The sequence below is a fragment of the Metabacillus crassostreae genome (assembly GCF_016908395.1).
GTDB classification, from domain to species: domain Bacteria; phylum Bacillota; class Bacilli; order Bacillales; family Bacillaceae; genus Metabacillus; species Metabacillus crassostreae.
Map to the genome: position 1 here is coordinate 778,865 of NZ_JAFBDU010000001.1, position 14,093 is coordinate 792,957.

11 protein-coding genes and 1 riboswitch are annotated in these 14,093 nt (G+C 33.1%); of the genes, 9 read left to right on the plus strand and 2 right to left on the minus strand.

Features of this window, described 5'->3' with window-relative positions:
• The first annotated feature begins 187 nt into the window (after positions 1–187).
• The 8 genes from JOC75_RS24175 to JOC75_RS04295 all read left to right on the plus strand — a co-directional run bounded on the left by JOC75_RS24175 (position 188) and on the right by JOC75_RS04295 (position 11,131).
• Positions 188–5,269, plus strand: a complete 5,082-nt coding sequence (locus JOC75_RS24175; RefSeq protein ID WP_204952849.1) for a rhamnogalacturonan lyase family protein — start codon at positions 188–190, stop codon at positions 5,267–5,269.
• Positions 5,270–5,424: 155 nt separating this feature from the next.
• A complete protein-coding gene (locus JOC75_RS04265; RefSeq protein ID WP_239589276.1) occupies positions 5,425–6,594 on the plus strand; it encodes a serine hydrolase domain-containing protein in 1,170 nt (389 codons plus the stop codon).
• Positions 6,595–6,806: 212 nt separating this feature from the next.
• On the plus strand, positions 6,807–7,061 hold the full coding sequence (locus tag JOC75_RS04270; RefSeq protein ID WP_204952851.1) for a hypothetical protein: 255 nt from the start codon (positions 6,807–6,809) through the stop codon (positions 7,059–7,061).
• Positions 7,062–7,161: 100 nt separating this feature from the next.
• Positions 7,162–7,608, plus strand: a complete 447-nt coding sequence (locus JOC75_RS04275; RefSeq protein WP_239589277.1) for a DUF6376 family protein — start codon at positions 7,162–7,164, stop codon at positions 7,606–7,608.
• A gap of 249 nt (positions 7,609–7,857) precedes the next feature.
• Positions 7,858–8,391 carry a small multi-drug export protein gene (locus JOC75_RS04280; RefSeq protein WP_204952852.1) on the plus strand — a complete coding sequence of 178 codons (534 nt, stop codon included), beginning with the start codon at positions 7,858–7,860 and terminating at the stop codon, positions 8,389–8,391.
• A 134-nt stretch (positions 8,392–8,525) separates the two neighbouring features.
• A complete protein-coding gene (locus JOC75_RS04285; protein ID WP_239589278.1) occupies positions 8,526–9,083 on the plus strand; it encodes a sigma-70 family RNA polymerase sigma factor in 558 nt (185 codons plus the stop codon).
• On the plus strand, positions 9,076–10,566 hold the full coding sequence (locus JOC75_RS04290) for a helix-turn-helix domain-containing protein (protein ID WP_204952853.1): 1,491 nt from the start codon (positions 9,076–9,078) through the stop codon (positions 10,564–10,566). The genes JOC75_RS04285 and JOC75_RS04290 overlap by 8 nt, the downstream gene beginning before the upstream one ends.
• Positions 10,567–10,777: 211 nt before the next feature.
• The gene (locus JOC75_RS04295) at positions 10,778–11,131 is read left to right on the plus strand and encodes a DUF6054 family protein (protein ID WP_204952854.1); all 354 of its coding nucleotides are present in this window, start codon (positions 10,778–10,780) and stop codon (positions 11,129–11,131) included.
• A gap of 57 nt (positions 11,132–11,188) precedes the next feature.
• Here the strand turns inward: JOC75_RS04295 and JOC75_RS04300 are convergent, their stop codons facing one another.
• Together JOC75_RS04300 and JOC75_RS04305 are read right to left on the minus strand one after the other, a co-directional pair.
• Positions 11,189–11,479, minus strand: a complete 291-nt coding sequence (locus tag JOC75_RS04300; RefSeq protein ID WP_204952855.1) for a sensor histidine kinase — start codon at positions 11,477–11,479, stop codon at positions 11,189–11,191.
• A 441-nt stretch (positions 11,480–11,920) separates the two neighbouring features.
• Positions 11,921–13,111, minus strand: coding sequence for an MFS transporter (locus tag JOC75_RS04305; protein WP_204952856.1), 1,191 nt, complete (start codon positions 13,109–13,111; stop codon positions 11,921–11,923).
• A 60-nt stretch (positions 13,112–13,171) separates the two neighbouring features.
• Positions 13,172–13,271, minus strand: a riboswitch (purine riboswitch).
• 149 nt (positions 13,272–13,420) lie between these two features.
• Here JOC75_RS04305 and JOC75_RS04310 point away from each other — a divergent pair.
• Entirely contained in the window at positions 13,421–14,005 is a 585-nt protein-coding gene (locus tag JOC75_RS04310; protein ID WP_204952857.1) for a hypothetical protein, read from the plus strand.
• Positions 14,006–14,093 lie beyond the last annotated feature (88 nt).

Here is a 14,093-nt window from a genome sequence, read left to right on the forward strand (position 1 = left end):
TTACAAAGAATCAATTATGCTCAGCCTCTGTTTTTTAAACATTCATCTCTGATTTCTGTATATGAAATCCAGTGAAAAATAGAATACTATTAAAAATGTAAGCGTTTACCAATATATTTATGGAGGTGCTTTAAAGTAGATTTCTTTAACAGTTTTAAAAACTAAATCAAGAAAGGGAGTAAACTTATTGAAAACAAAGGGGAAGAAAAACTGGAGAAAATTCTTTGCAACTTCACTTAGCCTTGTTGTACTACTAGCTTCAGCACCAGTTATACCGAATCAAGCTTCTGCAGCAGAAGAGTTGGTTGTAAAGAAATATGATTTTGGTACAAATGAAAGTGCAGTCATGGAGGGCTTTACAAAAGTAACCAATGGTAGTTCATATTCAACTAAACAGAAATTTGGTTTTGCAGATATTACGAAGGTTACAGCAACTGATCGTGGTACATCTGATGCATTAAAATCTGATTTTACAATAACAACTGAAACATCTTTTAACGTTGATCTTCCTAATGGAGATTATTCGGTAACAGTTGTTGCTGGAGATGAAGCAGAAGCAACAGCTATAGGGGTAAAAGCTGAAACGATTCAAAAAGTACAAGATACAACGATGAATAAGGGAGAATTTATTGAACGATCTTTTGACATAGCTCTTATTGATGGACAACTTACACTGGAATTTACGGGTACATCACCAAAGATTAATGGACTAGTTATCGAACAGCTTCCTGAGAGAACAGCCGGAGAAAAACCAACAGTTTTTATTGCAGGGGATTCTACTGTCCAAACTTATGATGAATATTGGAAGCCTGAAGCTGGATGGGGACAAATGATTCCTAAATTTTTCACTTCTGATATTATATTTGACAACCAATCAATAGGTGGAAGAAGCTCAAAATCATTTATTTTTGAAGGTAGACTTGATAATATTTTACGAGAAATTAAGCCAAATGACTTTTTTCTTATTCAATTTGGACATAATGATGCTACGATAAGCCGTCCAGAGCGTTATGCATCTGTTCCAGATTACAAAAACTATTTAAAAACTTATATTAATGGTGCACGTCAGCGTGGAGCAGAACCGATTTTAGTTACTCCTGTAGGACGAAGAGATTTTAATGCTGATACAGGAAAATTTAATGTCAGCTTTCCTGAATATGTAAAGGGCATGAAGGAGGTTGCTGAAGAACTTGAAGTTCCTTTAGTAGATCTTAGCTCATTAAGTGTTGCTTATTATGACACGATTGGACCAGAGGGAACACTTTCTGTCTTTTTACACACTGAACCAGGCATTTACACAGCGTTTCCTAATGGATCAAAAGATGATACTCATTTCCAAGAATATGGTGCGATTCAAATTGCTCGATTATTATCTGGAGGAATAAAAGAACTAAATAATACTTTATCTTCTTACGTAGCTGATATTGAACCACCAGCTAATGTTCCTGCAAAACCAACTGGTGTTGTAGCAAGCAGTATTAGCAATGCTGGAGCTACAATAACATGGAATGATGTTGAAGCAACAGATATTTATAAAGTGTATCGCAAGCTTTCAACTGAAAGTGAATATGCTTTAATTGGAACATCAACAATTCCTAGATTAAGCATAACAGGAATGGAAGAAGGTACTTCATATGATGTTGTTGTAACAGCTATTAATGGTAAAGGTGAATCAGAGCAATCTGATGCAATAAAAATTGTAACAAAAAAAGCAACAACAAAATTTGATTTTGGCTTAGCTGGCAATCCTGTTGCTGAAGGGTATACAGAAGTTAATTTATCAACAGTGTATTCTGCTGAAAGAGGCTATGGAATTGTCGACCCAACAGGAATGATTGGACGAGATCGCGGAACAGGTGGAGATCTTCTACGTGATTGGTTAGGTTACTTTAGTGTTGGTTGGAAATTTAATGCTGATGTCCCGAATGGACTATATGCTGTTAAAGTATATGTTGGCGATTTCTTAGGTAGTGCACGTTCAACAGTTGCTATTGAAAATATAGATTATGGACAAATCTCTGCTCCAAGAAGCAATTATACATCAAAAGTAATACCACAAGTTTCTGTAAAAGATGGTCAAATGAACTTTGAATTCGGAGGATCAACAGGAATTATAAATGGTGTAGAATTAACACCAATTTTATTAGCTCCATCTGAACTTAAAGTTGAAGAAAAAGTGATAAATGCAACAAATTCATCTTTAACTTTATCATGGAAAGCTGTAGATGATGCGGTAAAATATAATGTTTATCGTAAAATAGCTGGAGCAAATTCTAGTGAATTAATCGGAAGTTCAACAACAAATTCATTTACTGATACTTCTGTAGATGTAGGTATGGATTATGAATATACAGCAACAACGATTGATTCGGTAAAAGTAGAAACTGTACCATCATTGCCTTTAGAAGTTACAATGATTGATGATTCAAAACCAATTCCAAATGCTCCTGAAAATCTTCAAGTCGGAAAAGTGAATAAAAACGATTTGACGATAAGTTGGGATAAAGTTGAGGAAGCGATCACTTACAATGTTTATCGCGCAAAAAAGAAAGATGGAAAATTTGATTTCATTGGTAAATCAGCAAAAACAAGTTATAAAGATGAAACTGTTTTAACAACAATTCCATATTTTTATAAAGTTGCTGCTGTGAGTGCTGGAGGCGTATCAGAACTATCTTCAAGTGTGGAAACTCCTGCTGTTACAGTACTTAATAAACAAATGGAAGACTTACATCGTTCACCAGTATCAGTTAAAACAGAAGAAGGCATATTCGTTAGTTGGAGAATGCTGGGTACTGACCCAGAAAACATTAGCTTTAATGTATATCGTGATGGTGAAAAAATCAATTCCAAACCAATTGCAAAGAGCACAAATTATGTTGATAAAGATGGAAAAGAGAATTCTGTCTATGAAATTCGTACAATTTTAGATGGAAAAGAACAAAAAAACCACGAAGATACAACAGTTTTAAGTGAAAACTATTTTGATATACCGCTTCAAAAACCTGAAGATGGAAAAACACCACTTGGAGATCCATATTCGTATCGTGCAAATGATGCTAGTGTTGGAGATCTTGATGGTGATGGAGAATATGAGCTTGTATTAAAATGGGATCCAACGAACTCAAAGGATAATTCTCAAGCAGGTTATACAGGAAATGTATTTATCGATGCATATGAGCTTGATGGAACATTAAAGTGGCGTATTGATTTAGGCAAGAACATACGTGCTGGAGCACATTATACACAGTTTTTAGTGTATGATTTTGACGGAAACGGTGCAGCAGAAATCGCAATGAAAACAGCAGACGGTACAAAAGATGGCCAAGGAAATGTTATTGGTCGAGATGATGCTGATCATCGAAATAGTTCAGGCTATGTATTACAAGGTGATGAATTTTTAACGATTTTTGAAGGGAAAACAGGTAAAGCTCTTGAAACAACAAGCTATGATCCTCCACGAGGGGATGTAGGTTCATGGGGAGACACCTACGGAAACCGTGTTGATCGTTTCTTAGCAGGAGTTGCTTATCTTGATGGTGAAAAGCCAAGTATTATCATGGCTCGTGGTTATTACACTAGAACGGTAGTCGCTGCATATAACTGGAGAGATGGAAAGCTTACGAAACAGTGGACATTTGATACGACTAATGAAGGATATCGAGATTATGCAGGACAAGGATATCACTCATTAAGTGTTGCAGACGTTGATAAAGATGGAAAAGATGAAGTTGTTTATGGTGCAATGACAATCGACGATGATGGAACAGGTTTGTATAATACAAAATTAGGTCATGGTGATGCACTTCATGTAAGTGATTTGATCCCTGATCGACCTGGCCTAGAAGTGTTTGCTGTCCAAGAAAATAAAAATGCAGAATATGGCTATGATCTTCGTGACGCTGAAACTGGTGAAGTGTTGTGGGGCCAAAAAACGGGAGAAGATACAGGTCGTGGTTTAGCAGCAGATATTGACCCTAGACATAGTGGTGCTGAAGCATGGGCAATCTCCGGTGGCTGGAACAGTAAAGTTGGCGGACTACACACAGCAAAAGGTGAAAAGATTTCAGAGTCAATTCCATCTTCTAATTTTGCCATCTGGTGGGATGGAGATCTTCTTCGTGAACTTGCTGACCATAATTTTGATCAAGAAAAAGGTGCTGGTGTTGGCACAATTGACAAATGGGATTATGAAAATGGAAAGCTTGTAAACTTATTAACAGCTGAAGGTACTCAGTCTAATAACTCTACTAAAGGAACACCAGTTCTACAAGCTGATATCTTAGGAGATTGGCGTGAGGAAATTATTTGGAGAACCGATGATAGCAGTGGATTAAGAGTTTATATCCCAACAGAAGAAACAGAACATAAAATTTTCACTTTAATGCATGATCCACAATACAGAGTGGCGATTGCATGGCAAAATGTTGGTTATAATCAACCACCACATCCAAGCTTCTATATTGGCGAAGGAATGGAAACTCCACCAACACCTAATATAGATATTGTGAAAATTAAAAGACCTGATAAAACAGCACCAGTCACAAAACATGAAATTGAAGCTAAAGAGAATAATGGCTGGTATCGTGAACAAGTTACTGTGAAGTTATCTTCAGAAGACGATGATTCTGGTATTGAAACAACACACTTTATCTTAGATGAAGAAAAAGAACAAAAAGGAAATTCAGTAAGTATTACAGAAGACGGAAAACACTCTCTATCCTATTGGAGTGTTGACAAAGCAGGAAATAAAGAAGAGAAAAATTCAGTGGAAATTAACATTGATCAAACGGTACCTACGATTACTTTTTCTCTCGCAGATCAAACAGAATTTTCTGTTGATCAAGAAGTAAATATTACATGTGTAGCTGAAGATGAGCTATCAGGTATTGATAGTTCAACATGTGAAGATTTAAAATCTCCAGCCTATCAATTAGGAATTGGAGAACAAACAATAGAAGCAGCTGCAACAGATTTAGCAGGAAATCAAACAAACAAATCAATTACGATTTCCATCACAGTTGATTATGGCAGTTTAGGTCGTTTAACAGAGCAGTTCTTAGCAAAAAGTGAAGGAAAGAACAAAAATCCTAAACCATATCTTAGTAAATTACAAGCAGCTAAAAAATCTCATGCTAAAGGAAATATGAAAGCAAGAGATGGACAAATCGGTGCATATATGAACCAAGTAAAAGCTAAAGCTGGTAAGGATTTTACTACAGAGCAAGCAGAAATATTGATTAATCTTGCTACAATTTTAAAGAAGTAAAAAAGAGTCTACCTTAGTTGAAACACCAGTATGATTTTTCATGCTGGTGTTTTTTTTTACATTTACGGAAACTTAAAATAAAGGAAAAAGTGTGGAAGAAAACGAAATAATACATATACGATAGGATGAAAATTGTAAACGAGAGGAAGATTTGTTTGAATTTATTGCATGATCGATTACACAGCTTACTAAAAGGCTTTGTGAAAAATGGTCCAGCAGGCTGTTCACTACAAGTTATGCACAACAATGAGACCGTTTTCAGGGAATTTATAGGCTTTGCAGATATAGAAACAGAAACAATCGTGAAAGAGGATACGATTTTTCGGATTTATTCTATGACAAAGGTTGTTACTTGTGTTGCAGCTCTGATGTTATATGAACGAGGATTATTTTTATTAAATGACCAGCTTAGTGACTATTTACCAGAATTCAAGGATTCCATAGTGTATGCAACAAATGAAAATGGCAATGTAAAAGTTGTAACAGCAAGTCGTCCTATTTTAGTAAAAGATTTATTTACAATGACCTCAGGAATTACTTATGGTGGTAATGAAAATGAAACACAAATTCAGGTTGTTAAAGAATTCGAGAAATTAGTAAAAAGTCGTGAATCACTAACAAATCGACGTTTATCAGAAATTCTTGCGAGTATTCCACTTGCTTTTCACCCTGGAGAGCAATGGCACTATGGCTTAAGTCATGATGTTTTAGGAACATTGATTGAAGTAATATCTGGGAAAAAGCTTGGTGAGTTTTTTCAAGAAGAAATTTTCTCTCCACTTGGTATGGATGACACATTTTTCAGAATTCCAGATGAAAAGCTTCATAGGTTAGCTTCTTTATATAACCGAGAAGAAGACGGTACATTGATAAAAAATAAAAACGAACAAATGGATATGCAATTTCACATTTTTCCTGAGTACGAATCAGGGGGAGCAGGTCTTTTATCAACACTAAAGGATTATAGTCGTTTCGCACATATGCTTGCTAACGGCGGAAAATTTCACGGCAAAAGAATCATTGGTGAAAATACAATAAAACTGATGACAACAAATCATTTAATAAAACAACAAACTCCATATTATAACTGGGATTATCTTAAAGGATATGGGTATGGACTAGGTGTACGAACATTAATTGACAAAGCAGAGGGCGGAATAAATAGTTCAATTGGCGAATTTGGATGGTCAGGCTTAGCTGGAACTTGGGTATTAATTGATCCAAAGGAAAAAATATCTGCTGTTTATATGCAGCAAATGCTACCAAATTTTGAAGCATTTCATCAGCCACGGTTGCGTTCGGTTATTTATGGGGCATTAAAGTAAATTAGTGTTGTTAAAAGTTAATTCTTTTATGTTTGTTAAATGAAGGCTATTGTTAGCACAAGCATGAATCTTCATTTTAAATGAGGAGGATAGGATTGAAACACTTTTTATTTCTTACGTGTGCGCTATTGTCACTTACTTTATTTGGATGTAGTTCAATGGGAAGTTATTCACTATCAAATTTTGAAGAGAAATCTTGGGGATAAGAATTCGTGATTGTAAATAATACTACATACGAATTAACAGGTGAAAAAGTTGATGAAGCTTTAAAAGGAGAGAAAATCGGGGAAGTTAAACGAAATATTGTAGATATGGATGCAGAGGCGAATTTAGTAGAATTAAATTTTGATAGCAATGCCTTAGATATAGGTACCAAGTTGTATTTGTTTAAAGCAGATGGAGATAGTATCTTATTTGAGAAACATAGGGAGTTTTTTGTAGCAGTCAACAGAAATTCTGAACAATAACTTACTCAATATCATTATTAATATATCTAATTTGAAACTATTTAAGATGAACAACGTATATAATATAGAGGAAAAGGTTAACTATACGGAGGTTATTTAATTGAAAATAAAGCTAATGATTTTTTCAATCATGACAGTGTTGTTTCTTGGAGGTTGTTCATTGCTTGAGGATGTGAACAATTCTGTTAATTATGTGAATGAAGCAACTGATTATGTGGGTGAAGTGAATACATTTGTACAAGAAGTGCCCACATTAGCAGAACAGGCAGTAAGTGATGAACAAGCACGACTTGATTTAGAAACAAAGCTAACTGATATGAAGGAAGATATTAAGGCCTTTAATGAGCTTCAAGCTCCTGATCTTGCCAATGATCTTCATCAACAAATAATCACTCATAATAACACAGCACTAGAAGGTATTGATTTGTATTTAAACAATATTAAGGACGGAAAGTTTGATGCAGCACTACTTGAAAATAGTGAATTCTTCACAGCTATGCAGGAAATAACAGATACTGTAGATCAGATTAAACAGCTTGGGTTATAAATAACAAAGGTGGACTAATATATAAATTGTAGTTTCACACTTTACTACCATCAAAAAGATGGTAGTTTTTTATTTATTTACCATGTATGAATAGAAAACCATAAATAATGTGAAACTTTTACGATTTCTTTTCGTAATAATTACTAGTAAATGACTAAATATGGAATGTTACTCGGAATTTCGGTCATTTTAATCAATTATTATGATAAAGTTATATTTTCATAATAATTAAATTGAAGGGAGAACTACATGTTTATATCTTATTTATTAGTATTTGTTTTGGCTGCCGTTCCACTATTTGAACTTATTGCTGTTATTCCATTAGCGATTATTGGGGGTTTATCTCCTATACCAGTTGCAATACTAGCTTTTCTAGGAAATGCTTTAACAATTCTTTTATTGATTTTGTTTGTTGACAAAATTAAAACATGGCGGAAAAAGAAAAAACAAAAACGAATGGCTGTAAGCGGGCAGGAAGCAGCTACTTTGGAGAATGCAGCTGAAGTAGAAAATGACTCGAAAAAGGCTAAACGTGCTAGAGTGTTATTTGACAAATATGGATTGCCAGGATTAGCGATTATCGGACCATTCTTTGTTGGTTCACATATATCGGCCTTTATGGGTATGAGTTTTGGCTCGAAAAGATCTTTAGTGACAACGTGGATGCTTATTAGTTTAGGTTTATGGACAATTGTAACAGCTGTAGCTTCAAGCTATGGTGTTTCTTATTTTATTCCAAATGTAGGAGAAGACGGTTTTATTACTAGAATATTTCAGCAATAATAAAAATGAAAAATAATGTTTCATGAAAAGACCTTTATAAGTAGGGTCTTTTTGTGTTTTACTTACTTTTTATAAACATTCATACAACCATTAAAGCTTTATGTCGTCTAATAAAAAGAAAGGAGTAGAACATATTGATTGAACGAGAAAAAACAAACGAGAAATACAAGAAAGATGAACTGAGTAAAGATCAAAGATTGGAGTGGTTAATGAATGAGTACGGTCAAAGCATAACTCGTTTAGCCTTTACCTACACAAAACAGCAACAGTTTGCTGAAGATATTGCTCAGGAAGTTTTTATTAAATGTTATGAAAACTTAGATCAGTTTCGGTATGAGTCATCTTATAAAACATGGTTATACAGGATCACGATTAATTTATGTAAAGATCGGTTAAAAAGCTGGAGCTTCCGCAATGTTTTTTTTACTGAATTTTTTGCGAAGTGGAGTACGTCAGTAGTTTCTCCTGAAGCAGAATTGATGAAGAATGAAAGTAGTCTGTTTATTTCAGAGAAAATCATCAGTTTACCAATTAAATATCGAGAGGTTATTATTTTTTACTATTATGAAGAACTTACATATCAACAAATCTCTGAGTTACTTAATTTAAGTTTACCTACAGTTAAATCTAGATTATATCGTGCTCGCCTTTTACTTAAAGAGAAACTTGAGGGGGGTAGTATGGATGAATGATAAGCTTGATAATTTAAAAGAGAAAATGAATGAAACAGTTCTTAAGGATATTGACTTTAGTGAAGAAAGTAAAAAGAAAGTATTGCGTACAGTTTATAAAAAGCATAATAGAAAACATCCACTATTTAATTCAAAAGCAAAATACATAGTTAATTTTAGTATAAGTTGCATCTTAATTTTTGGATTAGGGTATTTTGGATTAAAAGAACTTAATTTAACATCTAACAGCAAGCCTTCATTGCCAATACCAATAGAGGAACAGGATCAAAATCAAAGAGGCACAAAATCCACTTCAATTTATACTCCTCCTGAAAAGGAAGAAATGTATGAAGACATGTCAAAAAATGAAGTTTTCGCAAAAATGTTAAATTCAATTGATCATTTTCATACAGCACGTGGAAAATTTGAGATATTTACTACTTATTATGATCAATCAACTAGCACTTCGATAGAAGAATTTGAGATAAGTACTAAGGAACAAATAGGAGGAAGTTCCGTTTCAACTGATATATATCCTGAAAATGATGATAAACACATTAATAAAATTATTTATAATAATAGCAAGTTATGGCATTTGGATGAAGCAAGAAAAACATTTATTGAATCTGATTACCAACTGATTACAACACAAAACACCTTCACAGTTGAAGAAGCAAGTAGTATTGATCCATCAGAAATATACAATGCAGAATATCGGGAACGTCCACCGATTGGAACGGTTACATTGTTTCCATATGAAAAAGCAACAAGTTATTTGAGAAATGAGAATTTATGGGATATTGAAAAGCAAAATGAAGAAATTGCTGATCAAAATACAATTGTTTTAAAGGGAACTGTTGATCAAGAAATAAATAAAATGATTCCAGAAGAAAGTTTCCGTTTTTGGGTTGATAAAGATTCAGGAATTCTTGTTCAATTTGAAGCTTATGATTCTAATGGAGAAATTATTAGCTACATATATCCAGAAAAGCTACAAATTAACAGCCCTATAGACACAAAGGTATTCACACCAAATCTAGAAGGCTACTCAGCATATAATGAACACAATAGGAGTTTGACTTTGACAGCAGAAGAACAAAATCAATTAGAAAGAATGGATCAAGGAATGTTGGTATATGGTGAAGCGGTTAAAGGAGGTTATTATGGAACAACAGTTGAATCTGCTTTTGTAGAAGAATTATCAGAGAATAAACACTTAATAATAATTAACGTGAATGTAAAAAATGTGCGAGATGATGGAGAACCAATTACTCCTTCCGAGTTTAAATTTGAGCTAAAGGAAGAAAAAGAAGACAAAAAATACAGAGGGGAAATCCGCTCAATAAATAATCCTCAAGAGGTTCTTATTCAATCTAAAGACTCAATAACATTTGAAGTATCCTTTGAAGTTGAAAAACTAAGTGATGAATATAAATTTTATATAGAAAGTAATTTAGATCCCATACCAACACACTGGTTGATCGATGATTTAGGAAAAAAATAATTCTTTCACTTAACAGACTAACTCACTATGATTTGGTCTGTTTCTTTCAAATAAATCATGTGAATTATATAAGTATAGCCTTGATCTTCTAATTTATTTTTTAAAAAGGAAGTAAAATCGAAACTTACTATGATTTGTTTCGTATATAAATTTATACATTTTTTAATTTATTATAAATTTATTTATCATATTAAATTTAGGAGCGTTACACATGAAAAAGTATTCTGAATTCAAATTAACAATAGAACCTTTTGAAGCAGCAATGCTACTTACAGAAAATAGTGAAGTTAAGGAACTAATCGTGTTTTATGATTACAAGGTTGCGGGTGATGATAAACGGATTTGTATATTTGTGCTAGAAAAGTTTTTTCTGAGAAATAGTAGTACAGCCTCGTTAACAGTAACGATTGACAATTTTGAAGGAGAAACAATAATGAAATGTGTGTCTACCGGAAACGGTGAAGGCTTTCTTGATATTGGTTGGGGAGCAGGTAAGAGCTTTATAAATTCAGTTCGTAATCCTTTGGAAGAATATATAATTGATGTGATTCAGGAAAATGAATAATTATTTGGATAAACAATATTAAGTATAAAAAGGGCAATCGATAAAGATTGCCTTATCTTACATTTCATCAAGCTTGAAAGGTAATTCAATTATAAATGTAGTTCCTATATTTAGTTTACTATCAATTGAAATTTGTCCTTGATGATTATTTTTAATGATGCTTTCGATCATCATAATCCCCAAGCCTGTGCCATTTTCCTTTGTAGTATGAAACGGGGTACCTAACCTATGTAATTCATCTTCAGACATACCCTTACCATTATCATTAACGGTAAGTATTAATGCTTCATCTTTGTTTTGAACATTGATCCTAATTTGTCCACTAGATTTAATAGCCTTCCAATGCATTTTTTATTAAATTAATAACCACCTGTTTAATTTGATGTGGTATACAATAAAGACTTAGATTTTCATCTTGGAATTGAAAAGTGATCTCAATATTATGAATGGTTGCTTGAGGTTGCATAAGAAAAATAACTTGTTCAATCAATTCTTCGATATTACATTCATAGTAATTTTAGGTTAACATTATTTTAATAGCATTACCATTTTCATTTTCACCTTATTAACTATCTTAAAAATCATCATTAGAGAGCTATATAGTTTTTAGCCTTTAGAATTTTAAACTCTCAAAAGAATTAAATCTAAAATTGTAATTCTTTTTCTGAGTTTGAAGAAGATGATTATATAACAAAAGAGCACCAAACTGAAAATAATAATGAGAAATTAATAAAATAAGAGAGTGCAGTTGTATAATGCACTCTCAGTTAAAACTTATTTTCCTTTTGATTAGTTAGTACTTTGTACCTTTGAAACGGAAATTGTTTTTTCTCTTTTTATCGTTTTTCTTGTTATAGAAAAGACTGCAAATAATAAAGAGATAATCACAATAACTCCACCAAACCACGCAGTTTTGGAGACAGTTCCTGTTTGGCTTAACACAATACCGCCAATACCAGATCCTAGTGCGATACCAATTTGCAATGCTGAATTATTAAAGCTTTGCTGTATATCAGATGTAGCAGGATCTGTTTCTATCAAATAACTTTGCTGAGGTGGTGCTAGACCCCAGCTTAATGCTGCCCAAATCATCATAGCAGGTATGAATAGGATAAGCGAAAAAGTCGTAAAAGGTAATAAAAATAGAACAACAGCAAATGAACTAATCACGACGATGATACTTTTACGAGATCCAATAGAATCCGAGAGAATGCCTCCGAAAGCTCCACCACTAACAGCTGCAATACCAAATAATAAATAAAAAATACTAATCCAATTCGAGTTTAATTGAAGCTCCGTTTCTAAAAATGGAGTGAAATAGGCATAAAGTGTATAATGCCCTGCTAACATAAACATCGTTGCAAGATGTGCACTACCGATTTTCGCACTGGCGATTGCTTTTATTTGTTGTGAAAGAGGAACCATGTTTTCTCCAGGAACCTTCTCCAAAAAGATTGAAATAAGAACAAGAGATCCAATAGACAATATGGCAATTCCTAAAAAGATGACACGCCAGCCTAAGGTATTTGAAATCAATATACCAAGAGGAACACCCATTACAAGTGATGAACTTATCCCCATGTAAATTAAACCTAAAGCTTTTGCCCTATGTGCTGGAGCGACAATCTTCGCTGCTATAGTTAAAGACAAGACAACAATAAGTGCTGTACTCATTGAAGTTAAAATTCTAGCAAACATCATAAATGAAAAACTAGTACTAAAATAAGTCATAATATTGCCGGTAAAAAAAACAAATAGAGAAATAATATACAACTTTTTCCGTTCAACTTTGCTTGTCATAACTAGTAAAACAGGACCGGCAATAGCATAAATAAGAGCAAAAACAGAAATTAGCTGTCCAGCCGAGCTTAATGAAATGTTAAAATCTTTAGCAATTGTAGGTAGGATGCCTCCTACGATTAATTCAACCAACCCAACTGCAACAGTTGATAACGCAAGTATAAAAACTTTTATATTCATAACTTATTTTTCATCCTTTCAAATTTTTCACAAGATAACAAAAAAATCCTGATTACAGAAAACGATGAGGTCATTTTCTGTAATCAGGATTTTAAGGCTCCTGGTAGAGACCCTCTAGCCATATTCTAGAGGTTATACAGGTAATATATATCTAGTTTTTAAAGTACTTATAAGATTATACTAGATTTCATTCCTATTTTCAAGTGTTTATTAGCAATTATAAAATTGTGATTAAATTAACCAACTATATCAGTTGAAAATTATGGTAATATTAACCTTGTTAACTACTACTAGTGGGTGGAGATGAAATTGTTCAATAAAGAAAATAAAATGGCCGTTGCGCTAAGTATAATTGGATGGGTCGAAATTGTAGTTGGGATATTTTGTGCCCTTACTTTTTCAAGTGTTCATGATGGTTATGAAGAAGTATTTTTGCTGTCAACATTTATTAAGTGGGCAGCTGCAGGCATTATTTCCGGCGTTTTTTTCTTAGGTTTAGCAGAAATTGTTGAGCTTTTACATCACATAAAAGATAACTTAAGTGAAAGAAAAGCTAAAACTCATAAAATTGATGAACCAATAAATTCAAATGAACTAGCTCAAAGAAGTATGATTAATAGTGAATCATTAGACAGCACTCCTGCAAAAGAAAATTGGTCAATCACTGAAGAACAAAAAGATGCCATTAATGCTTTATTTAATAGCAAAGCCGATATAGTAGTGATTCCTTCACCATATACGAATTTTTGTATTGTTGATTTTGGAGTAGACCAAATTGAGATCATAGAAATCAAACAAAACGGTTTTCCATTCATTTTAGCTGACTTTCATTGGAAAGAGATTCAAGCTGAAATTCATCAGTGGTATAAAGAATATAAAAATAATCATAACTAGACTAGTATTTTTCTGGTACATATGGAAGGGGAGGAGAGATAAAAAGGAGAAATTTAAATATAGGTAGTATTTTTATTCAAGATTGTTA